Here is a 24,663-nt window from a genome sequence, read left to right on the forward strand (position 1 = left end):
AGCCTCAGCAGCACATAATTGTCCAGTCCCTGGCCAGGTATGAACTTGCTTTTCGAAAACCGGGGGAGTAAGAGACTCGAGCTTCTGTATAGCCAGAGTCGATTGATTCTTACCGTCATTTATTGGTGCCATCTGTCGACCTTCACAGAGGATGGTATTTCTTTACAAGAATTAACACTCTCGTCTTGCTCATATAGAGAGCGCCCCTTCAATTTCAATATGAGGGGATTCAACTTGCCCCTATTAATCAACATCAACTTCTTGTGATCTCGGTTTCTAAAAACGACATTGATGCACTCGGGATGAAATACGAAAACCTAACAACTGCGCACACTACTGTGAGACGAATAATTCTCGACGTAGCGAATCATTAGGCAGAATGCTTGTCCATCCCAAAGACTCCCAAAAAGGCTCTGAGTTTTCCGCAAGCGCAACCAACTGCGTATCAAAATGCGTGCGCTCTAATTCACGAACAATCCATGTTCCGATTCCTGTAAGCCGATACCCCATGCGCACATCGATGAACTGAATCTCAATGAGTGGTTTCCCGGTGCTTTCGATTAGATAGGTACTCGACCTAAAATCCGCCCGGGAAGCACACTGATCCAGTTCTACTCGTGCTACCTCGACAGACCTTTCGTTCTCTACCACGAGTTGCCGATAGCAAGCACCTACCGAAGGCGAGAGCCAATGACTGTCAAATTGATATTCGTCAAGTAGATCACGATTATTTATTTTGTCTTCAGTGACATCTCTAAGACATAACTTCATGATGTTCCTTTACACTAAACCAATGAACGCTTAAAAGCGACAAACAACCAGAACATGATGGGTAAATCCGTAGGCAGTCTTGCGACAAGACTGACCGGAACGCTGGTATCACCGGATTACTTAAGCGCTGCGTTGTCACCTACTTGCCACAACGCGCAGAAAACAATGGTCCTGTTGTGCAGGAATCTCCAAGGCTGGTGAGGTCCCGGCAAACGACTGCGTCCAGATCCGCATTCTATCCTCCACTGCGAAAACTCGTCTCAGCTGGGCTTCGTCCGGCAATGTGTTTGAATGACTCCTTCATGAGAATTTGAACTTTCGTAGGCCAAGGACCCAAGTTTTCTCTACTTGTGTAAGGCTATGTCCCCAGACCACTGTCAGTACTGTTCTGTTCAACGGGTTGGGCAGACCTGCGCAAGGCTGCAACCGCCTTCTTTGCTCTGGCAATTCTGAAATTGAGACACCGCCGCGGTTCCAGAGGTCGCTTCAGAAGCCCCCTGTCCTCGCCCGAAATGAGAGGGTCTTCTTGAAGCCCGAACGTCGTCCTCACACTTGGGTTCCGACCACGCCACATCAGAATTTTGACGTGCAAAGGCAAACACAGTTGCCCTCGTGTTCTTCTCACGTTGCTGAGGCTATAACCCAGCTGTCTTCGGTACCCCTGTCTCATTTCCCGCCAACAAACCTGGCACCAAGCATCCTCTCAGTGTCGTATGTACCTCCCTCCCACGGTCCTGGCCCGATGGTGATGTGCAGATCTCCGATCTCCTCGGCCGTAAACTCAGTGATGTAGCCGTGAGGGTCATCTGGTACGCAAGCACGGTAGTTCTCGATGGTGTCGATATCGCCACACATCAGGCGGTAGACGTAGTGCATACCCTGGAGCCACTGGTCGTATTTTCCGTCCGCCCACTCCTGGGCAGCCTCCTCGGGATCGGTGACAGTAGGACCTGGCGTGGTCGCTGGAGGTTCTGGGGCCTCGACTGTTGAATCCGGGGTCGCCGCTACAGGCTCTTCGAGAGAATCCTCCGGCTCCTGGGAGATCTCCTCACTGCTCCCCGACTGCTGCAAGCTACAACCCGCCAGCGCTACGCCAGAAATGGTCAGCGCAGCGATTCGGGAAATATTGTTCATGGGTAAACCTCTAAATGAGTGATGGTGTGGTTCTGGGTGATATTCCCAGTCGCGTACTATCCCTACCGCATAGATAAAGCTCTGAATAGTCTCAACGGGCGCTGTCACAGAACACGAAACGCCCTTGAGGTGCGGGTTCTGAACCCGCTCCATCCGAGGATCACCCCGCCCATCAGAGCGACAACTGGAAAGTCCTCGAGATGGTCGATAGTTGAATGCACAGCCAGAGCCGTCCAAGCTGCCGTCGCTATCAATGCCACAGGCCTACTCCCCCGAGCTGCAAACAACAAGCCTCCCACAAGCAAGGCACCCAGCAGGACGATTCCGACCAATCCGAGTTCGGAGCCAACTTGCAGCGGCAGGGAGTGTACAGACGCCAAGCTTGGGACTTCAGAGGCGAGTTCTGACGACGGCGTGAACGCACCTGGCCCGGCGCCGATCAACGGCTGAGTCGCCCAGAGACTCAGCGCATCCGACCAGAGCGTATGGCGGGCACCGCTGAGACTGCCACTGTCCGCCAACCAACCGGGCCAGGTGTTCCGGCTTCCCAAGAACACGACTACGCAAGCGGCTACAACGACTAACAGGACGCAGGCAATAATCAATGACCGTTTAGACAGCCCAGTCTGTTCCCACACCGCCAACACGGCAGTGACCAGAACAGGGAACGTCAGCACAATGGCCGCCTGAGAACCAAGTGCCAAGTGCACACCAATCAACAACGTCAGTGCGACGACGATCGCTTGCCACCGCGCACGGTATTTCGCATTGGTGGTGCCAGATGAGTTCGGGGGCGTCTCCTGCCACTTGGTCCTCACGTCATGCGTGGCCAGACCTGCCAGCGCAACGAAAAGTCCGCCGACCGCAGCGCTAGCATTGGCGTAGATCGGCAACGACACTGCGGTCACGCCTAGCAACACCACGAGGAACGAGATCCCTCCTCCACGTAGCCACCGGGTTCGGAGGAATGAACCGACTACACCCCCAACGAACAGTCCGACGGTGCTGACCAGGTAAGGGGAACGAACGTCGAAAGGATACTGCGACAAAAGACTCGCGATGACGATCCAGCCACACCATAAGATCAGAGCGATCATGAGAAACAATCCGGGCCGTCCTATATGGTCCCTGACTACCTCAAAAGCTGTCTGCACGCGCGACATTTCTATAGTCCACCCTGTTGCCATGGCCGAAACACTCAACACCCTGCCTACGAGCACACTCCGCGAAAACCATCGCCCGGCCACTTAAAGTCATTATAAGGGAACACCATTTCACTTATCCGGAACGCCGACTTTGATGTCGGCCATTTCTAGAGACAGCTCCCCAGTGTGAATATCGAGCAGACCCACACTGCCCCGAAGGTTCTAGCGAACGGCCTCATACTGTTCAGGGTTAGGGGCAAGTGACATACTTAAGGGACACCTCCGCGGTTATGAGTGGTGTACCTGTGATTAGACAAGCATCCCAGCGAGAGGGACGCCAATGCGACAAAAATTCAAAATCAACGTCCTCCTTGTAGCTGGCACACTGATATTGAGTGGATGCGCCTCGGACCCGGAAGCCGAATCCGAACCCACCCTCTCTGACACCGCTGACATGCCAGCAGTCGAACATCCTGTGGTCGATACTGATTTGGGAGACGTTGAAATTCTGGCGGAGAACCTCGATGCGCCGTGGTCCATTGCTTTTGTCGGGGAAACGCCACTGATTAGCGAGCGTGATACCTCCCGGATCTTGGAGTTGGATGAGCACGGCAATGCTCGAGAGGTAGCCGTCGTCGATCAAACGTCGTCATCCCCCGGTGAGGGCGGACTGTTAGGTATCGTCGTGCACCGAAACCAGTTATACGTCTATCAAACAACGGGCGGTGATAACCGCGTCTTGCGCTACGACCTCATCGGGGAACCCGGAGCCCTGGAGCTGGGCGCACCAGAAATTGTCTTCGTGGGAATACCTGCTGCGGGTTATCACAATGGTGGCCGTATTGCGTTTGGCCCCGATGACATGCTCTACATCACCACCGGAGACGCCCTTGAGCCCAGCAGGGCCCAAGATCTCGACTCATTGGCTGGAAAGATTCTGCGGATCACTCAGGATGGCGATATTCCAGACGATAACCCGTTTGAAGGCTCACCTGTGTATAGCTATGGCCACCGCAACCCGCAAGGCCTCGCCTGGACTGAAGACGAGACCATGTATTCCAGCGAGTTTGGCGAAGACACCTGGGACGAACTCAACATTATCGAAGCAGGTGGCAACTACGGGTGGCCCGAGTACGAAGGCACCGGCGGCGGTGAAGACTACATTGACCCGATCCAACAGTGGACGCCGGCTGAAGCCAGTCCGAGTGCCATTGAGATCCACAACGACATGCTATACATGACGGCGCTGCGAGGCCAACGACTCTGGGAAATTCCACTCGACAATACCGAAACTTCCACAGAGTACCTGGTCAATGAGTTCGGTCGGCTACGCGAGGTGGCAACCGCACCTGATGGTTCACTGTGGATCCTAACCAACAACACCGATGGTGTAGGCGAAGCTTCCGAAGGGGACGATCGTCTCCTGCGGATTGAACAGCCCTAAACGGACCGGAACCGATCGACACTGTTCGTTATGGAGTGGGCGTTGCCATGGCTTGTCGAGGACCATTGACTGGACGTCGGAGCCTCGCGTCGGTTTGAACTGTGCCTTCGGCTTTCGCCCATTGACTGCCTTGGAGATACTCTGCGGCACCCCATTGACGACGCACCAAGGTCAATTCGTCTTCGGTGCGGGCATAGACTGCTGGCAAGTACTCGATGAACAGGGGCTGCAAGGCCAGGGTATAGGCGCCCACTTTATAAAAGACGACCCGATCATCAACCTGTAGTACTGGCTGATCCTTCAGCGTCACGAGACGGTCACCTTCGACCAACGTAAATCCGGTGAGGACCTGTTTGGACACCAGATCGGTGCTTTGCGCATCGATCGTGAGGTCATATGACCCGTCCTTACGGAAGAGCGGATCAATATTGGTTCGGCTGGCGTTGGTCAGTACGAGGGTTTCGCCCTCGATTTTTTTGACGTCTACAACACTGGCATGGAATTCGAATGGAACCGCGACGAGCGCTCCGCCTGGCTCAGTGATGAGACAGGTCCGTTCAATGTCCACGACTGGTTCTAGGGTTTCACTGATAACGCGCATGTAGTCTTCGAACGTTGGATTGCCGTCTTCACTGCCGAAGAATCCGCCGCCGATGTCAATCCAGTCGAGGTCGAGGTCACGCGACGTGATAATTTCGGCGGCCACTGTTGCGGCGGCTTGATAGACGTTCAGACTTTGCGTACGGGAGTTTCGGTGGACATGCAGCCCGGCGATTCGAACACCTGCTGCTTCTAAATCGGTAATCGCTTGGTCGAGTTCCCCGTTTTCAGGACTGAAGCCGAAACGACTATTTTGTTCGCCGAAGGTACTCTCACCAGGGCAACGGATTTCTAGATCCCAGTTCACCCGGAGCCCCACACCGAATTCTCGGTCAGGCATTTCGCGCGCAAGTTCTATCGTCCATTCCAGGTCGCGTTTTGCGTCGAGGTTGATAATCGAACCACCGAGCAACGCTGAACGGAGGCGGTCGCGAGTCTTATACGGCCCATTGAGCACGACTCGATCGGGGGTGTATCCCAGGGCCAACGCCAACTCATATTCGGCATCAGATACCACCTCGGCCCATGCGCCTCTGTCACGCATGAAGGCGACCAGCCAAGGTAAGGAGTTCGTTTTAAACGAGTAGCCAAGAATGGAATTTGGCCAATATGTCTTCATCGCTTGGAAAAAACGATCGGTAAACTTCTCCAATAGCGGGACATCGATAACGAAAGCAGGCGTTGCAGGCTGCAGATTATCTAGCTGGTGTGAGCGATCCATGATAATTCCTACTTCTGCACTTTGAGTGCGGCCAGAAGTTATTGCCCAGAGACAGTCCAGGACCCGCCGCGATCGCGGCGTTGAATACCACTAGCTTACTTTAGTTCTGTGGTCAACGTCACTACGCGTATACGCCCGAGTCACCCTCATACTGCGGTCGAACACCCACGATTCCGCACGGTTAAACTGGGCCGCCTCGCGCAACAAAAACTCAGCAAGAGGATCGCCTCAGTCTTTGGAGCGTGCTCCGCGGCTGCGACGACGAATTCTCCTCAAGTTTCCAAACCAACTGCTCCTTTCTGTGGCGGTATCACTAGAAGAATAGGCATACGTTCCATACCGATGAGCCTCAGCACCTTTTGTCGGAAGCATAGTAGCGACGAGCCCGCGTAATGGCACTCCTGCCACATCTAAGGAATCAATGGCAGCCTCGAGTGCCGGCTTCTTGGTGGTTCCAGCGGCGGCAACAAAAATAACACCTTGCGTTTTGGCGCCAATAACAACGGCATCGGTAACAAGGAGCACGGGCGGCGCGTCGAGAATGATCACATCAGTAGATTGTTCAAGTTGAGTGAGTATTTGATCCATAGCTTCCGAACCGAGAAGCTCCGAAGGGTTTGGCGGAAGCTGGCCTGACGGCAACACATCTAGCTTGGTACGCCCCCAGCGTTGCAGCACATCAGAAAGTTCCGCGTGACCGATCAAAATATCCGTGACCCCAACCGAACCTTCGATACCCATGTAGTCCGCAACTTGGGGTCTGCGTAGATCACAATCGACCAGAGCAACTCTGAGCCCCGTCTCTGCCAAAGCAAGCGCCAAGTTAATCGAGGTGGTCGTTTTACCTTCGGCAGGCCCTGCGCTTGATACAACAAACGTTTTCGGCCCCTCACCCACCGCTAAGAACTTGATGTTCGTGCGCAACGTCCGGAAAGCTTCGGCTCTGGGACTCCGTGGATCCAGGTGCACGATTAATGGTTTGCGATGAGCTTTTGGATCGTGGGCGATGCGCCCGAGCACCGGTGCCTCGGTGATTCGTGCAATATCTTCTGTTGAGCGTATCCGTGTGTCTAGGAAGGTTCGAAGTATAGCGAGACCGACACCCAAAGCGAGTCCAAGGAGCACGCCCATAATCAAATTCAGCTGGGGACGCGGGCTGACCGGAACCGAAGGTACCTCCGCCGGTTCAACCATGCGGATACTCACCGGACTCGAGGCACTATCCTGGGCAGGCTCAAGATCCTCTTCAACGAGGTTCCGAGTTTGTGCGCCAACTTCGTTCGCAATCTCAGCAGCCTGAACCGGGTTTTCATCAATGACGGCAACGTGCATCATCGTCGAATCATCGGGGGCTGACACATCAATTTTCTCAGCCAGTTGCGTGGTTGATATCCCGAGTGCGAGTTGATCGGCAACTGGCTCCAGAACCCTCGTAGTCGTAGCCAGCTCAACAAACGTCACCATATTTTGACGGGCGAAGTTGGATCCCTGGAGTAAATCTCCCGAAGCTTGCGAGTCAGATCGGACAGAAACGTACAGCTTGGCTTGCGCCTCATACTGAGGGGTCGTCAGCAACGTCACTGCCAGACCTGTACCGGTGCCAATGAGTGTGACCAGTGCGATGAGCACCCACTGTGCACGTAATATATGTAGGTAGTCACGCAATTCCACGAGATCCCCAGTCGTCCGAAGCAGTGATGAGTACTACTGCCTTATTGATGTCTCTCAGTTTACTGCTTCGAAGTAGTATTCAATATGTAGATTGAACAATGAGTTCAGAACGGCGAATCTAGCACTTCATAACAAACTTCTTCGAGTCCATTCTGTCGATGAATACGGGGCGGAAGTGTCTTGCGAGACATGACGGATTTCTACCCGATGATCAGCTCATCGGTCACGCGTGGCCGTGCACCAGTCTCACTTTCTCCGTACATCCAAACCTAAATTAGTTTCTGGCCAGGCTACCGGGGCTTACTCGGGACCGCAGCAAATATACAGCGCAGCCCGGCATCGGCCCCCAACACTCGGGAAACACGACTCCCTATGGGTTACCCCTCAAGAGTTCTGCAACCACTCCAACGTAGCAGACTACGACACGAACGCAGCAGAGGTGGGATTCGTATTGGAGACTAGCACACCGGTCGATCACTACAATCCCTGCTAGCACTACGAATACTCTCCCCGACTGCAGCACTTGCGTTGGCAGGCATAGATTGGAAGTGATACCGCCGTGACAGTCAGCACAACCACGCGGAACCATATCTCGTCTCCAAGTACCAATCATCGCCGACGAATACCACTCGTGGCACAGGTCAATTAACGGGAATGAAGCTCTAAGGGATATAGGGTGAACTAATGTCGTCTGACACGACCAATCGGACCACATGATGACAGCCAGGAGAGGCAATATCCGGGTCGCTCCTTGAGGTCCCTAACCATCAACAGAAGTCTTCCCCCACAGATATATAACTCTTCCACTCTATTGTTTCAGCCAGACCCTCCGATACTTTGCGATGCCAGTCCCCGAAGTTACTACAAAATCTCAAGTGCGCCCCCGCACGCACAGGGTCGCATTGGTTAACGCTTAGTAGTTCTCGTCATCGAACAGTTAGGAAGAGCGCAGGCTAGCCGCATAGGTAAAGTACTCGACAATGGTATTGATAGCATCAACAATAACCAACGAAGATCGCTCGTATACTTCAATAGAACGGCGGTAAGGATCCTCAATGTCCATATCGGCAGGGTTCTCGAGCGGCGGGATCACTCCGCGCAGTCGTGTCACCGCGTCAAGAGCTCCACGTTCAGGGTCTCCCGCTCGATGCACCATTTCTACAAGGTCAGTTTTCGGGATATTCGACGCAATGTGTGCAAACTCCGTCAGGGTAAACGTGTAGCGCACTGCTCCCGGATGGAGCTCAACGATAGCTCTCCGGTGGTCACGCTCCATAGCCATGACGAGATCGGCCCTGGCGACTTCACCTGCCACCAACTGTTTGCCCTGGTGCTCTCGGTATGCGGTAAGGCCCAGTCCGGCCGCTATATCCTTAGCAGGGTCAGGCATCGGTGCCCCCTCGAGGGCCCCCACTCCTGCGCTATCAATTTCGAACGCATCGCGTTCCAGGTCAGCTTCAAGCAGCTGAGCAGCAAGAGGCGATCTACAGATGTTTCCCGTGCACACTGCGAGAATACGGAAAGTCAAGAACGCCTCCGATCAGTGGCCCTGGCCCGCTTAGGCGGAAGCTGACTCGCAGTCTCAGGCACAGATTCATCATACCTGTAACTACCACCATACGTGTAGGTTCCGTAGCTATAGCTGTCTGGTCCTTTAGTAGGTAGTTTAGTGACCACAACACCAAGCAAACGTACGCCACTTACCGCAAGTTTTTCGACGGCAGCTTCGACTTCAAGCTGCTTAGTAGAACCGGCAGCAGCCACAAGCATCGTTCCAGTGGCGAAACGAGAAACCACAGCAGCATCAGTGACCGGTAGAATCGGCGGGGTATCGATAACAACGTAATCTACAGTTTCCCCAAGAGCATTCACCACCCGCTGCATCGCTGCCGAACCCAACAACTCGCTAGGATTCGGAGGAATCTGCCCTGATGGAAGCACTGCAAGCTCGGCGCGCCCCCAGGGTTGAAGGACATCGCGTAGCTCGGCTCGGCCAATAAGTACGTCCGTTAGCCCAGCACCACCCTCGAGACCCATAATACTTGCAATACTTGGCTTACGAAGATCCGCATCAACCAGTACTACACTGGCACCAGTCTCTGCCAATGCTATAGCCAAGTTTGCAGCCGTAGTGGTCTTGCCTTCATCAGGAACCGAACTTGAAATTGCAAAGACTCTTGCTCCATCTTCTGTAGCCACGAATTGGAGGTTGGTTCGAAGACTACGGAAAGACTCCGCACGAGGATTGAGCCGTGCGGAATGAACCACGAGCGGACGCTTATCAATATCACGATCATAAGCGATACCTGCTAAGACGGGCGCATTGGCAGCGGCCTCTACCTCATCAACAGTGCGCAGGCGAGTATCTAAGAGAGCGCGCAAAATTGCTGCTATTAAGCTAAGAACAGTACCGAGTATGAGACCAACGACGCCGTTCAAAAGCGGCCGAGGAGAAACCGGCGAGTCAGGGACAGTCCCTGGCTGAACGATCGAGACCTGAACTGCTCCACTCCCCTGCCCATCTGAAGCCTCGATCTCGTTCTCCACAACCTCAGTCAGAGCTTCTCCGGCAGTGTTCGCAATTTCAGCAGCCTGGCGAGGATCCTCATCAGTAACAGTGATATCCATCAAAACAGTATCCGCTGGCGTCGACACTCTCATCCGGGAGGCTAAGCTGCGAACACTTTCGGCGAGAGAGAGTTCTTCTTTCACCTGTTCAAGAACAATCGCGCTCGTTGCCACTTCCACATAACTCGCAACGGCTTGCCGGGCGAAATTCGACCCCTGCACTAGATCACCCACACCGGTTTCATCACTACGTACAGAAACATACAACTGCGCAGTTGATTCATACTTAGCCGACATGAGGAACGAAGCCCCTATGCCGGCGCCTAATCCAATCAGGGCCGCGACCATGATCAGAAGCCAGCTTCGACGGACTATTCGCAGGTAATCGCGCAATTCCACGCAATGGCCCCTTCCCTGGGTGCTTCATCAAATCTTTGAAAATAAGTTCCAGTCGGGCAAAGGAGCTCATGACGTGAGCGTCCTTATTTGATCGACTGCAGTTTACCTCAAGATAGCCTACTTACTTTTATTTTTTTTGATTGCAATATGAACCACTGAATATGGCTCCGGGAACTGACAGCAAACCACAAAATCGCTCACACTCAGTTCTGTCACGAGGCTCCTCTCGCCGAAAAAGAAATCAATTGAGCGTAGCAAAGATTCCAGAATACTCAGAGGCGTAAAAAAGAAGAAAGGAGCATTAAATCTGTTACGAACGTTTTTCCGGTAACGGGTCTCTGAGCATCCACAGATCCTCCGACACCCCGTTGCTAAATACACGCTCGGAACAAAATCATTACGTAAACAATACGCGCGAAGAACCAGGAAACAATGATGTTAACCAAACCTTACGGAGAGACTGCCAATCCAGAGGCATAAATACATAAGTATTGCACAAGCGGCACTTCCCGACATTAGCTGACTCCACTTATCCACTTAGGTGGACTAAAAATAAATGGAATTAATCTCTGCAGGACGCTACCTGCAACTAAAGATGCAGCAATAACAATAATTGACGTGATGATAGCCATAAGTAACGCCATGATCAGAGAACCTGTCAGAGAGCCAGCAAAATACCCTACTAAGGTAATAATTGGGACGTGCAAAACATAAATCTGAACTGTATTCCTGCCAATATAGACAACCAGCGAACTCAGGAGCTTACATCGCCTCAAAATAGTAGCTAAACGTGGGAACAGATAGACAATCATTATGAGTCCCGCAAAGGCCACAATGTTGTAGATAAGACCTGAAAACAAAGATCCGAAAGCAACACGTATACCGAGATAACCTGCGAGCAGAAAAGCAAAACAAAATATTGAAAGCCAAATTCGTCTGCTCTGCCGGGAGTCGACGAAGCTCATGAGGCTACTAGAGAAGTATGAACCCAGCAAGAACCACGGCAAATTAAGTAGCGCTGCACTGGCTAAACCTAGTTCGGAAAAGAGTCCCATAGCAGCGAGGGTAGCGAGCAATAGGGATGCGACGATAGCAGCTCGCGGCAGTCTAAGCCCCATCTTGGCTATTGGGAAGAAAAGAGCCAACGCCCACAGATACCAGAGATTACTCGGATCATAAGTTAACTGCGCAAAAATGGAAACAAGATCGTTGGCGACGACCGTTGGGATGACAATATGGTTGGGAAATAAGGAAAAGGAAACGGTTTGCAGGACAAGCCATATTACATAAATGTAGTAATATGACGCGGTTTTCCTGGTAAGCACAACCCTCCAGGGCTTAATCAGAGCGGAAGCACCCAGTAGCCCCGAAACCAAGAAAAAGACGGGCATTCGCAATGGTTGAAACGCTACAATGAAGGCAACTAGGATCTCAGAGCTTCTAAAGTCTAAAGGTATCAAAAATTTTGTAATCACGTGAGTAACAACAACCGCGATTATTGCAAAGGCTTTGGCGAAATCAAGCCAAAGTACGCGTTTTTTACTTTCCTTTATTTCGTGGATACTTACATTAGATACCACGTATCCCCCTCGCAAAATACTTGGTCCGATGCGAACCGTTTAAACTCACTATTCGATGCATAGCGAGTCACCGAGCCAGTCTCTCTTGAGCCGCGTCCTTTGTCTTCCGAGCCATCCGATTTCGTCCGATCTTCAGAGCGATCCCCAAGAAAATCAAGCCCACGACAACAGCAGGAATAACAGGAACAAAAGAGTTCCTAATATGCGTGAATAAGGGGACGGCAATAATGACATAGACTGCCATACTCGTTGTTGTCGCATGTCCTCGAGAAAAATACGACAACAGCACTGCGACGATCGCCATAACACCGATAACACCGATTACTGCGAAATTATGATAGGCCTCTCCGATAAGTGATCCACCAACACCGCCTGCTCTGTTTAGGATTTCAACGTTAAAGAGTCGCATGTCATCATGGGCTGGAATACGCTGCGACCCCTGCGTTACCTGTTCTAGCGTACGTGCCAACGTAACGGTGTACGTATCCCCTAACCGGAAAGGATCCCCAGCCTCATGCCAATGAACTACGGTGGCTACGACTCTGAGTGTGGAACCCAGCTCGGTCAGCGCCTCAACGGGGGAACCTTCAGTTAAGTTAAATTCGGAATCGGACAAACCTGAAACCCTGACCTCTCTTGCAAGAGAGATCATCGCTAACAAACTTACTAAGCCAATTACCGCTCCCAGAACGTTTGGCATCGAACGCCTCTGCGCTAAAACTGAAACTGCAACCGCCAGAGGAAATAAGACTTCTCCTCGCAGACCCAAAAAGAAACCGAGGCATGCAAAGAGCGCAAATACAATCAGCGCAGCTACAGCCACGCGCCTTGCCGGAGCCAATACAGTCATTCCCAGGCCAACGCCAGTAGTGATATAAGTCAGGTTTATCGGCGTTGCCTGCGTAGCTACGAGAAAATTCTGATAGGAGCCCAGCAACCCGCCTATCCCAACGCTTATAATCGCGATAAGGAACCAAGCGACTGTTGAAGCGAGTAATAGCCAGGCCCCAATGTTTGACAGATAATATGCCAGATCACGGTCTTCTTGGGGCACGTTCTTTGTAATTCCCATTAATGTTAATGCAGATAAGGAGAAAAGCACATAGACAACGATCGCAATTGTCGTTAGGAAAATAGCGTAAACGCCTATCGGTCCGTCGTACCAAATATAATCAGACGACCTTGGGAACTCCGGATCAATTCCAGTTAGTATGTTTGCGAGCAGGCCCAGGTGAAATACGCCCAGAACGATAAGGAAAAGCGTGACAGGCGACCAAAACCCACTATGCGTACAACGCGAAAGCGAAAAAACAGCCAAAGCAAATACACTAAGAGCGACCCACGACATCGCCGACCGCGATGGTAGTTGTGCATAGAAACTTGCAAGCAGAGCTAAGATTGCTATGAGGAACCAAAAGATGAGGTGAATGGACCTACGGAATCTGTTCGAGGCTTCGAAAGATACGCTGCGTCTCTGACTCTGTGATCTGGCTAACCTACGATGGTCGTTATCGTAAATTTTACTCTTCATGGAGATGGTCAAATCAGCCCTTCAAGGAACAGTTCCAATATCTCGGATCGGTGAAATCCTGCTACAACGTGCTCCTCGATTCCAGGATACGCATTCATCTTTCTATCAAGACTGTAGCTGTGAGTTGACTTTCAACTCGAATATCGTTGAATGATTACGTAACCAAATCGAAGCTGATGCGGTCCTTGTCTGCTCTACCTTGAGCAAACTTCAATGCACATAACATTGGCTGCTCAGCTCCATGGCTTTCACATATTCGACCTATGACCTACTCGGTAATTTAGTTGACCCATTGTCAGTATTCCCAGTCACCACCAAAGCACGTAACAAATTTCAACTTGCCCCACGTTGGCAATGCAGGTGTGGAGCAAGTTGACGCCACCAAACCCAAATTCCCTCAACTTGATTTATTTCGATAATGGTAAAAAATACCTAAGCCAGCAACTATTAACATGACGGAATACGCAAATATAGTACTCGTTGCCGCGCCTAATGCTCCATGAGAAGGGACCAATATAAGAGAAGATATAGCCAAAGTTATTACGCCCACTACACCCGCAAAGGTTGAAACGTAAGGGTAGTTCAATCCAGCTAGAACCCTCAATAAAACACTGTACGGGGACAATAACAGACCTGAAATTACGAGTACACGAACGATTGGGACAGACTCATCGTAGTCCTGACCGTAAACCAGTGGAATCAGGATCGGAGCTAATAGCCAGAGAAGCACACCGTAACAAAACGACAGAACGAATGTAGCCGTCAAGAACTTTATAAGTCGGCGTAGTGTCATACTACCCGTAGCTGCTTCCCTGTACGCTACCTGCCCTATAGAGTTTGCTGCAACTTGCATTAGAGTGGCGGGTGTTACAGCAACTGCATAAACACCAACGTGATAGGCGTTAGATAGCACACCAAGAAGAAACTGATCGGAGCGAAGAGTCAACGTCTGGCTTAAATTGATGCCCCAAAATTTTGTGCTAGCACCCAAAAACTTCTTTCTCCCGGCTCTACTACTTCCCCCGAATTCAAAATCTGCATTCCGCGCTAGAACAAACATCACAAGTATTCGAACAGCGAAGCTCAGTGAATAGCTAACCAGCACACCCTGGAGATTCGCAAACGTGCCCCATAAGAATACGATTAGCAGGGAGATCATGGTCGCAAAATGTCCAACCGTGTTGGCTCTGGCAGACTGACTAGCGCGACCTGCGGCATTAAACATGTCGAGAAGCTGGTTCGAGACGAAAGTTAAAGTACCCAGTAAGGCGACGGCAATTACATGATCCGAAAACTCAACAAAGCCCAATTCGACAAAAAAGAATAAGATAGCTAGTACAAATACAGCGTTGACAGCCAAAAGAAAAACACTGACCAGAAAATATGTACGGAAACTTGCCCAAGAATACCTCGGCTGCAAGGTTCTTACCGCACTATTTGTGCCAACTGAACTGCATAAATAACTAAGAGACGAAATAGTCAAAGCTAAAGCTAAAAGGCCCCGATTCTCAGGGTCCAGTATGCGCGCCGTCAGTATGCCAGTCACTAAACTAAAAAACATTCCAAGGAAATTCCAACTCACGGCACCGAAAACTTCGCGTGTTGAGTTGGCCTTAAACCGGGCGGTGAAAGGCAACTTCATAAGACCTCGTTCATTCATACTCGTTATTAGATAGTAATAGTACAGAGCTGAGGAGTATGTGCGGCTGTCTCACGGAACCTACGAAATTCTCGGACGACTTCCTGCCCAGGCACTACGCCATACGGGCTGAATGATGTACCACCGGCCCCTTCCACGATGGGACCATCTAAGCGCCTCAACAAATGTACTTCGTCCCCAGACACTCTGGGAACGAGTGGACGGACAACATTAAACCCTCAATGCGTGTTGTCATAGAATCCTAAGACACATAATTCCAGGTGCCGCGGCGTTCGGAGGACGGATGCCTGTAAGGTTAGCAAACATTCTTAGTATATAGTTCTTGCTGGTTTGATTCTTCCCTACATCGTCCTAGAGCTTTCCAACGTCCGGGTGCTCTCATGATTCACCACTCACACACCACCACAATCTTCGACCCGATTCCTAACTCGCTATACAAATATCTGGCGCCAAATGGCGCGTAGCCTCTGATGGTACTTCCGGTCCACGTAGTTGGTGTGTAATCTCGCAACATCGTAGACACTGAATCTCATGGCTTCGTAGACAATCGATCTCACGACTTCGTATGTCCTGTCTCGTCACTTCGTGGACACACGATCTCATGACATCGTGGACACTATGTCTCAGTGCTTCGTGGATAATTTTGTGCGCGGTATTCTGGCAGGTTCAGCATGTCTACACCGTTGCCGCCGCGTCTTCGCGCCATGATTATCAATTACGATCCGACTCAACCCGATGCCTTGACAATCAGTGAATTTTGTAAGGCCCAGAAAATCTCTCGCAGTATTTTCTATCGGATCCGTTCTCGTGCCGAATCGGAGGCTGCTTCAGCGTTGCATCCGCGTTCTCGCGCGCCACGGAATCCCACTCGGCAGTACGGGCCTGATGTTGTCAATGAGCTGGTTCGGATCCGTAAACAGCTCAAGCATGATGGTTGGGATTACGGGCCAAAGACGATTCACTACGAGGCCACTATCCTAGATGCGTTCCCTGGTGGCCAGGTGCCGTCGGTAGCCACGATCGGTCGGCTGTTAGCAGCTGTTGGCCAGGTTGACCGCAACCCTCGCAAGCGCCCAAAATCCTCGTACCTACCCTTTGCTCGATCCACCGCCATGGCACTATGGCAGTTAGACGCCTTCGAATTCCGGACCGGTGATGGCAAAGTCCGCACCGTCTATCAACTCCTCGATGATGCCACCCGCTACGATGTCGGTTCCTGGGCTTACCAACACCACGAAAACAGCCATGACGCACACGATGTCCTGACACGGGCGATCGAGCAGCATGGGCCACCACGAGAACTACTCAGTGACAACTCCAAAGCCTTCAACCAGCTGCGCACTGGCACGATTGGTGCAGTAGAAATCTACCTGGCCTCAAAGGGCACGATGCCGATCACAGGGATACCTGGACGGCCAACAACACAAGGCAAAAATGAACGCTCCCATCAAACGCTGCAACGTTTCTTGAAAGCCAACAAGCCGCAGAATCTGTCCGAGCTACGCAAGCTCATCCAACGGTATCGGGGCCACTATAACCGGCGCAGGCCACATCAGGCATTGAACCAAGCCACACCAGAAATCGCCTGGCAAACCCTGGAGCACACACCAGCTACCGAGCCGATCCACCTATCCGTGTTGGAGGCCAAAGCAGCTCAATATGTACAACATCGCAGACTCAAGCATCTTGCGGTGGGCACAGCACCCATGGTGGTCTCAAAGACAGGCAAGGTGATCGAGGCAGGTCTCTTTGCCGAGCCAGCAACCGTTGTGGCAGCTGACCAGATCCTGATCGAAATCAAGAAGGACCAACGGAAAGTCTTTTACCAGGGCCAACATATTTCAGTCCCGTCGTCGTTAGCGGACCGTCAATATGCGCGGATCGTCACCGAGGATGAATTCGTGTTGTTTGATCCTGACACCGGTGAGGTAGTGATGTCGTTCCCATTGCCGCTGACTGCTTTGTACAAGAGCGGCAAGCTGATTGCTTCGTATTCTATCCGAGGTATTTACATGGTCAATGCCACAGTCAATTGGGAACGCAAGGCTGAGCGTTACCGAAAAGAATACGAACTGCGACAACAGCAGATGCCTGAGCTCTTTCTTCAAGAATGAGCCCATTTTTCACATGCCACCAGTCATCGGCTAGATGGCTGGTGGTAGTTGTGTACGAAGTCGTGAGATCGATTGTCTACGAAGCCATGAGATTCAGTGTCTACGATGTTGCGAGATTACACACCAAGTCCGTGGACTGGGAGTACCATCAGAGGCTACGTTCCAGCCAAAGATTGTCTGGGGTCATGGCATAATACTGCTGCCGTTCCTAGATGTCGGTGTCCAACAGTATGGAAATTCACTTACTCCAGAGGATCTTAAACTCTTCAAATGCCGTCTCGAAGTTATATCGACTACCGAGGAATTCCTGCTGCTTCTCGTATCTTGCGCTGGGTGCAACCCGCAATGCAGAAACCATAGCATCTGCCCAATCTTCGTCAGGCGCTTGAGGAGAAAGCATCCGAAGATCTGAAAATGTTTGCGCGACGAATTTTACGCCCGGGAGATCTGACGTTACGATTGGGATTCCGGAAGCACGGGCTTCAAGAACGACACCTGGTAACCCCTCCAGGGTGGAGGTAAAAAGAAATAGGTCAGAAAACTGCAGAAAGGCAGCTACATCATTCCTTTCACCCATATATTTTATGTTTTCCGCGACTGAGTACTTGGCGGCAAGTTCTCGCCACCTGACTCTGTTTTCTTCCGCGCTGGTAGCGTCACGACCGTCCCGTCCGACAAAAATCAACTGTATACGAGACTTACACTTCTTTTTGAGAGCGGCTATAATAGTAATAGCTTTCTCACGATTTTTTGTCACTAAGTCTCCGCGACCAACGTGGACAATCACTATGCTGTCTTCATCAGCTTTCAACACCTCTGGTTTTTCTGTACGGCTAAAGTCGGCTACAACGATACCGTTAGTGATCACTCGGCAGCGACTATCTTCACGCCACGAAGTGTTCCATGCTGTATCAAGATTGGCTGGCGTAAGCCCGACGATATCAGAGGCCGCATTATCGATGAGACGGGTCAGCCCTCGCCGTTTCGTGCGTTGTAAAGCACTCAGTTTATTGGTTGGTAAACCATCTGACCGGAAATGCGCAATTCTCTTACTAACCTTGGCCATCTTAGCTATTAACAGGATATATCCTGAACTATGCATGAGATATGAGTGAACAACATCAATTGACCAGCGGCGAAGAAAATTGAAAAATACAACGGTAAACTTAACCGTTTTAATATCGCAATAAACAACTACAGCCCCAGCCTGTCGAAAATCTTCGTCTAGAGTGCCTCGCAAACCGGAGGTTACGAAGATGTAGTGCTGAAACTCAGTATGGTCCGAAGCCTGTATAAGCTCAAGCGTCCTCATTTCAACCCCACCAGGAATGAGCTGACCAATAATGTGCACAATTCGCTGAGTTTTGCTGCCTCGTTCCACCGTCTTTGCTCCTCGTTTGCTGTCGTCAACCGTAATCCCGACCTTACCTTGCACAGAATAAGATCTCCCGGTGGGTCTGCCATTCAGAACGTGAGATTTGCTCCTCAAAAGCTACTTCACTTGAATCTGACAACTCTTGACCCGGCAGATTAGTGCTGCGGGGACAACAAATCAGTTCTGACAGTTTGAGCGCAGATTCATGGATCTGTGAGATGTCTATAGCTACTCAACGCTGAAGCTATAAACTGGTTTCTCCGAAGTTCTAAAGTTTCCTCAAGGTACGCTCGAGATTTCTGCATGTTCCGTTCAGCTGCCCTAAGTCGCAAATCGCGGTCTTCGACATACTCGACCACTCTTGCGCTAAGCTCACCGATAGCTTTCGTAGTAACAATGTCATCGGCTTCCAGAAGTTCCGGAATGCCACCTGTCTGTGTGCCAATGCAAGCACAGCCCCTACTCATAGCTTCAACGAGTGCTCTTGGCAGACCTTCTGTGAGACTAGGCTGAGCATAGACGTCCACAGAGTCCAGCCATTCAAAAACGGACGCATGATCTAAAGTTCCGAGGAATTCTACATTATTTTGGACGCCTAGCTCGTCAGCGATTTGACGGAGACGTGCCTGGTCCCCTCCACCAACTATTTGGTACTTCACGCGAAGGCCCCGGCTCACTAGCCTCGGCAGGCTTCTTATAACATATTCATGACCCTTATAAGCCAGCCCGACGTTGCCAATTGAACCTAGAATCAAGTCATCTTCGCTCGAACCTTGGAGAATTTTAGATTCCCTACGCTGTAGAGCATCCTTCGAAATTTCTTGCAAGCTAACATTGGAACACGAAATCTCCTCTCCACGCGTCGGATACCTGCTTTGCAAGAAAAACTCTGTGACGTATATAACGTGCGGAGCATTGAGCACTGCTCTCCTTGTTGCCGCATAGAGGCCCCCCGCAGCAATCCGGTAGGTCTTCGAGCCATAATTCCACATGGAATCGAAGACACATCCTACCAACTCAATCATGTAAGGTTTATTTTGCTTCTTTGCTTCCAATGCGGCACTAAGGCCAATAAGACTTGGTAATCTTATGACAATAAAATCGGAGTCAGCGACAGCTTCCGTTATCGTTTTGCGGTGCCTTCCCAGAAATAACGACAGTGGATTATTGAAATTCACGGGTATGAAGCGAACTGCAGGGTGCTCGGCAACAGCCAGAGATTCAGTCTCCCCCGCTCTTGCTTGTTCGACGCGAGAGACAACTGTGAGGGACTCTGCAAATCTGAGGTAACGCGTTTCGAACAGACGACGAGTAAGAGTCCCTGTACTGTAATGTTCCCCATCAATTGCTTGTTTAAATCTGGAATCGTGAAAAAATGAAAACTTTAAAATCTTTTGCAAACTGCTTCGCCTAACAAATATCGAAATCAAACCATCAGTCACCCAGTTGCAATGTTTGGGCGTCATGTATTCGGTCTATCAATCTTCTGTACTCGGCCGTGATTTGAAGGCTCAAATCGTTCAGTTTGGTGGTTACATCACCGTCATTGACAAGGTCGATGAAACTTGATGCAGCTCGATCAAATTCAAATTCTTCAATAGGAATAACGTATTGAGGTAAACCCAGATCCCTCATTATACCTTCGCCTTTGTTCCCACCGTAGGCAATGGCTAACGCTGGCGTTCCTTCCGCTAGCGAAAAAATAACAGAGTGGAATCGTGTTCCTACGACGTAGTCACACTTTTTGTATAAGCCTTTCATGTCCCTGCTGGTAAATTCGCTATCCCGGAAAACTGCATATGTGTCAGTCTCTAGTAACTCTTCAACACGTGCGATAGCCGAGATATCACTTTCGTGTTCGCCACTTGATACGACATGTTCTATAAACAAGGGGAAAAAGCCATTCAAGCTAAGCCAGTCACCAAACTTAGCCATTTGCGCAATATATTTCTCGTATGCTCTTTGCGGATTCTGGTTTCCAGGAAATCTATACGGCCTCACGGTAATACCAACCAGGTCACGGCCTGGGTGCTCTTTACGAATCTCAGTGATAAGATCCGTCACGGACTCCGTACTCTCTAAACCAAACGCAAGGTCCGGAAAAAGCTCCGACTCAACGCCTATAGACGCCAAAGCTTGTTGAGAAAGTCCTTCTCTCACAGTCACTAATGAACACTGCGATAGCGCTTTACGAACTAACCAAGTAAAGAACCTGCCATTGAGTGGGCCAAATGAGTTTGGCATGACAAAGACGGGCGTGTCAAAAGACTGTGCCAAGAACAAATGATAAAGGAAAAAATAGGCACGATACGGGTCTGTGACACTGTCTGTTGTGTGTATAAAGCCACCGCCTTTCACGAAACACGCATCTGCGCTCTCGATAGATCGCAAAGTAGAACGTTGTTTTTCAGAAAGGGTCCAGCGCAGCAATATACGCCCTATTCGCGATAGCAACAGTAATGCACGAAAACCGTCCAACACAGAAATTATGCCCCACACCACCAGCAAAAATTTCCCGTAGCTGAGGTTACTTACACCCAGGAACTTGGTACTTGGATGACGAAGAATAGGTTGCAATAGTCCTATTCCTTCTCGTTTTGACTGCTCAGCACCATCTGTGTCCTCAGTTAGCATCGCGCATTTATCAGCTAAACCAGCTCTCCAAGCCAAATTTTTTGTCTGCCAAACTAAGGCTTGATCACCTCTGTTCCCATCATCACATGTTGGCAAGATAACCGTTTTAGTCATTCGTCTCGTTTTCATTATCGGAATCCCTTTTCTCGAGCAATCCTGTCGGCAATAAACGCTCATCGACTGATGCGGTGGACCCATAACACACCGGTCTACGGTCCCATAGCAACTTCAGGTAGCCACAGTTAATCGCGCAAGGTCGGCGTCAAGAACGATTAGCTTTATGAATGATCGGCTTTGTTTCTATTTTGAAACCAAGCAATTGTTTCCGCTAGTCCGTAAGAAAGTTGTGTGGGCTCAACTTCAGGGAATAGCTCGCGTACTCGAGAATTATCTGCCTGAGACTGCTGTACATCCCCGATACGGGACTCAGTATGCACCCTCTCGACTTCGCGATCAATTTGAGATTCGATTTCGTCGAGCAATGACAACAGCGGTGTATTAGTACCATAGGCAAGATTGACAGCTTCGGGCGAGGAAATGCGTTCGATAACTGCTTTGCGAATCACAGCACACACAGTTTCGACGTAAGTAAAATCTCGTGATTGGTTCCCATCGCCATGGATTTCAACTGGACGACCCTTCAATGCGGCATCCAGAAACTTTGGAATAACCGCAGCATAGGCGTGGTCCGCTGCCTGCATGGGTCCATAAACATTAAAAAATCGAAAGGCAAGCGTCTTCATTCCGTAAGAAAACTGATAAGCCAGCGCGTAGCCTTCAGTCGCTTGTTTACTTACTGCATAGGGACTCATCGGCCTTGTCCAATCTAATTCATGTTTCGGTAATTTTGGATTGGCACCATATACCGAACTCGACGAAGCCACCACAACATGGTCCACGCCAGCAGAGCGTGCTGCTTCAAGCACTAGAAGTGTGCCACTTGTATTGGCGTGATGCGAAGCAACAGGATTAGCAATTGAACGAGGTACACTGGGAATCGCCCCTAGGTGGACAATAGAGTCAACGCCTCGTACAGCTGTCCGTAGAATGTCTTCATCAAGGATAGTTCCTTCGATAAAAGACACCGACTGAGATTCGAGGTTCGCCATTGAGCCGCTGCTCAGGTCATCTAGCACACGTATTTCGCTGATTTCCATGGAGGTTGCTAAGCTTTTCACAAGGTTAGCGCCAATGAACCCAGCTCCACCAGTAATTAAGACCTTCATATTTTAAACCCTTTTCTTTGGACATCTTGTCTAGGAAAAAACAAACGAAGTGATTTATCCCGCGCTTAGTTTTGAGGACACAACGTACTGAGTGATTCGTCTACTGCCTGGTATGTACAACGCATAGACTACTCGTTTGTACCTATTTTTATCACTCAGTAGGCTTTTACAATTTCACTCACTACCTAAGTCCCTAGGCAAATCTATTTTTCGAAGTCCGTGGTAGTCGTATTTGCCCTCAAGGATACTTTCAATCCCTGCCCAAATTAACGGTGGTTGGAACCGTGCTTGTGCTCGACTTCGCGCGGCCGCTCCCAATTTTTGCGCATACTCACGATTAGACGCGAGAAGATTCAGATGTTGGATTAACATTCCTGTATCGCCGGTTTCGAATATCAAGCCCGTGACACCGTCTATAACCGAGTCAACAGCACCAGTGGCTGTAGTTGTCACAGCGGGCACTCCGGCTGAAGCAGCTTCTAAGACCACATTGGGGAAACCCTCGCGCTTAGTAGGGAGACATAAGGCGTCCATCGCTGCATAGTATCTCCAGACGTCAGCGGTCCAAGGAATGATGCGTGCCTTACTGCCCACAGATTCGATTGCTGTTTCTAATTCCTGGTCCTCAACAGTTCCTATAATCACAAGCTGAATACTTGGATCCAGGCTTTCGTTTTGAAACGCCTGGATCAAAGTGTTGAAGCCTTTGTCATGGTTAATGCGCCCCACATAACCGATAGTGAAAGGATCCGGTTTGAGTCCTATGCTTCTACGAAGTTCTTCGCCTTGAATATCTATAGTCTGCTCGAGGATCTCGCGAGCATCCACACCGTTGCTACTTCCCTCGTGGACCAACCACAAGGGCTTGGAACCGGTTAAACGCCTTTCGTGTAACTGTCGCCCCAGTGATTCGCTCACCACTACTACATCCGTGGCTAGCGCTATAGTTAAACGTTCCATCATTCGTAACACGAACCCAATTGGTCCCTGCGTACCTTCCAAACGAAGGCCCCAAACAACGTAGACCCGTTTAGGTACATGAGCAAGCCATGCCGCAATGCCGCCAAGCAAACTGGCTTTCGGACTCGCTAGATTAATCGCAGTAGGTCGAATTTTTCTAAGAGAATTAGTCCATTTCCAAAGTGCGCGAATATCATGCAGTAGACTAATTTCTCGCTTCATGTCGATGCCATGGAGCGCACTGCCCTCCCGTTCGACTGCACGCTCTGCGTCTTTATCGGGTGACGTGATGAGCACGACTTGCCAACCCTGCCGTCTAAACCACGAAAGCTGGCCCTTAAGGAGAAGATCTGCACTAAATCCCACGGTAGTGCCGAATACGAGGGGCCCCTTTCCCTGGTATTCGGCACTATTCAGTTTGTCTTGGTCCATCCTCAACACTTCTCAATCTTGCGGTTATCTGGCTCCGATGACTGTAGCTCTCGTGCCGGTATGCCAACTACAGTCAGTTCCGCTCCAACGTTGCTCACAACGCAGGCACCCGCGCCCACTGTTACATTTCTTCCAATACTCAGTCCTTGCAGCACCACAGATCCTGCTCCCAAAAGTGCGCGGGGTTCAACGACAACCTCACCAGAAACTACCGCTCCTGGATTGACGGAAACATAGTCTTTGATGAGAGCATCATGACCGATAGTCGCATTCGGGTTTAAATGCACATGCTTTCCTAGAACGGTATTCGTTGAGAGCTGGACACCGCCGCAAATGATGCTACCGTCACCAATTTCGTTCACTGAACCGACTGAAGCTGATGGATGAATCAAGGTCACCGCCCTCCAGCCACGTTTCGTCAGTCTTTGGTCGATCAACGATTTGATGCCTGGGTCTCCAATACCAATTACATAACTGTGAGGTTCCAGGCGATCTAATATATCAGACGTCGTACCTAAATATCGATATCCTCGGGCGATCATATGTTCGAAAGATTCTGGTGTTGGCGAATCATCAGCAACGCCAATGACCCGAATTTTTCCCGAATGTCCTGTAGCTGATCTATTCGACGCTTCAATTACATCAAGGGTTTCGCGCCCGAACCCGCCCGCGCCGAAAACTATAACATCAAATGACAT

Annotated in this window: 17 protein-coding genes and 1 pseudogene; 2 read left to right on the forward strand and 16 right to left on the reverse strand. The window is 50.4% G+C overall.

Annotated elements, in window-relative coordinates; all coding sequences use genetic code 11:
- Nucleotides 1-333 precede the first annotated feature (333 nt).
- The 3 genes from G583_RS13900 to G583_RS16170 all read right to left on the reverse strand — a co-directional run bounded on the left by G583_RS13900 (nt 334) and on the right by G583_RS16170 (nt 3,002).
- Entirely contained in the window at nt 334-771 is a 438-nt protein-coding gene (locus tag G583_RS13900) for a GNAT family acetyltransferase (protein WP_022869700.1), read from the reverse strand.
- A 666-nt stretch (nt 772-1,437) separates the two neighbouring features.
- Nucleotides 1,438-1,905, reverse strand: a complete 468-nt coding sequence (locus G583_RS0102925) for a hypothetical protein (protein WP_022869701.1) — start codon at nt 1,903-1,905, stop codon at nt 1,438-1,440.
- A gap of 104 nt (nt 1,906-2,009) precedes the next feature.
- Nucleotides 2,010-3,002: an O-antigen ligase family protein gene (locus G583_RS16170; RefSeq protein WP_169558757.1), complete on the reverse strand. Its 993-nt coding sequence runs from the start codon at nt 3,000-3,002 to the stop codon at nt 2,010-2,012.
- A 388-nt stretch (nt 3,003-3,390) separates the two neighbouring features.
- On the opposite strand from G583_RS16170, the gene G583_RS13910 reads away from it, so the two are divergent.
- Nucleotides 3,391-4,494, forward strand: coding sequence for a PQQ-dependent sugar dehydrogenase (locus G583_RS13910; protein ID WP_022869703.1), 1,104 nt, complete (start codon nt 3,391-3,393; stop codon nt 4,492-4,494).
- A gap of 28 nt (nt 4,495-4,522) precedes the next feature.
- On the opposite strand, the gene G583_RS13915 is transcribed toward G583_RS13910, so the two are convergent.
- The 7 genes from G583_RS13915 to G583_RS0102970 form a co-directional block, all read right to left on the reverse strand.
- Nucleotides 4,523-5,815, reverse strand: a complete 1,293-nt coding sequence (locus G583_RS13915) for a type III PLP-dependent enzyme domain-containing protein (protein WP_022869704.1) — start codon at nt 5,813-5,815, stop codon at nt 4,523-4,525.
- 228 nt (nt 5,816-6,043) lie between these two features.
- Entirely contained in the window at nt 6,044-7,486 is a 1,443-nt protein-coding gene (locus tag G583_RS13920) for a polysaccharide biosynthesis tyrosine autokinase (protein ID WP_022869705.1), read from the reverse strand.
- A gap of 937 nt (nt 7,487-8,423) precedes the next feature.
- Nucleotides 8,424-8,993: an arsenate reductase/protein-tyrosine-phosphatase family protein gene (locus G583_RS0102950; RefSeq protein WP_245540592.1), complete on the reverse strand. Its 570-nt coding sequence runs from the start codon at nt 8,991-8,993 to the stop codon at nt 8,424-8,426.
- Nucleotides 8,994-9,010: 17 nt separating this feature from the next.
- Nucleotides 9,011-10,453, reverse strand: coding sequence for a polysaccharide biosynthesis tyrosine autokinase (locus G583_RS13925; RefSeq protein WP_022869707.1), 1,443 nt, complete (start codon nt 10,451-10,453; stop codon nt 9,011-9,013).
- A gap of 515 nt (nt 10,454-10,968) precedes the next feature.
- Nucleotides 10,969-12,033, reverse strand: a complete 1,065-nt coding sequence (locus G583_RS0102960) for an acyltransferase family protein (protein WP_022869708.1) — start codon at nt 12,031-12,033, stop codon at nt 10,969-10,971.
- Nucleotides 12,034-12,100: 67 nt separating this feature from the next.
- Nucleotides 12,101-13,564, reverse strand: coding sequence for an O-antigen polysaccharide polymerase Wzy (wzy, locus tag G583_RS0102965; RefSeq protein ID WP_022869709.1), 1,464 nt, complete (start codon nt 13,562-13,564; stop codon nt 12,101-12,103).
- Nucleotides 13,565-13,961: 397 nt separating this feature from the next.
- Complete coding sequence (locus G583_RS0102970) at nt 13,962-15,224, reverse strand: oligosaccharide flippase family protein (protein WP_084677220.1); 1,263 nt, start codon at nt 15,222-15,224, stop codon at nt 13,962-13,964.
- A gap of 671 nt (nt 15,225-15,895) precedes the next feature.
- Here G583_RS0102970 and G583_RS0102975 point away from each other — a divergent pair.
- Nucleotides 15,896-16,955, forward strand: a pseudogene (locus tag G583_RS0102975) (integrase core domain-containing protein); the annotation flags it as partial.
- 621 nt (nt 16,956-17,576) lie between these two features.
- Here G583_RS0102975 and G583_RS0102980 read toward each other — a convergent pair.
- From G583_RS0102980 to G583_RS13940, 6 genes are all read right to left on the reverse strand, one after another.
- A complete protein-coding gene (locus tag G583_RS0102980) occupies nt 17,577-18,773 on the reverse strand; it encodes a glycosyltransferase (protein WP_022869712.1) in 1,197 nt (398 codons plus the stop codon).
- A gap of 143 nt (nt 18,774-18,916) precedes the next feature.
- Nucleotides 18,917-20,179 (reverse strand): glycosyltransferase family 4 protein, encoded by a 1,263-nt coding sequence (locus G583_RS13930; protein ID WP_022869713.1) that lies wholly within the window; start codon nt 20,177-20,179, stop codon nt 18,917-18,919.
- A complete protein-coding gene (locus tag G583_RS0102990; RefSeq protein WP_022869714.1) occupies nt 20,148-21,461 on the reverse strand; it encodes a polysaccharide pyruvyl transferase family protein in 1,314 nt (437 codons plus the stop codon). Before G583_RS0102990 ends, G583_RS13930 begins: the two co-directional genes overlap by 32 nt.
- 164 nt (nt 21,462-21,625) lie before the next feature.
- Nucleotides 21,626-22,573 carry an NAD-dependent epimerase/dehydratase family protein gene (locus G583_RS0102995; protein ID WP_022869715.1) on the reverse strand — a complete coding sequence of 316 codons (948 nt, stop codon included), beginning with the start codon at nt 22,571-22,573 and terminating at the stop codon, nt 21,626-21,628.
- Between the two features lie 174 nt (nt 22,574-22,747).
- A complete protein-coding gene (locus tag G583_RS13935; RefSeq protein WP_051129591.1) occupies nt 22,748-23,965 on the reverse strand; it encodes a glycosyltransferase family 4 protein in 1,218 nt (405 codons plus the stop codon).
- A gap of 2 nt (nt 23,966-23,967) precedes the next feature.
- Nucleotides 23,968-24,663 (reverse strand): acetyltransferase, encoded by a 696-nt coding sequence (locus G583_RS13940; protein WP_022869717.1) that lies wholly within the window; start codon nt 24,661-24,663, stop codon nt 23,968-23,970.

Source organism: Yaniella halotolerans DSM 15476, assembly GCF_000420805.1.
Taxonomy (GTDB): domain Bacteria; phylum Actinomycetota; class Actinomycetes; order Actinomycetales; family Micrococcaceae; genus Yaniella; species Yaniella halotolerans.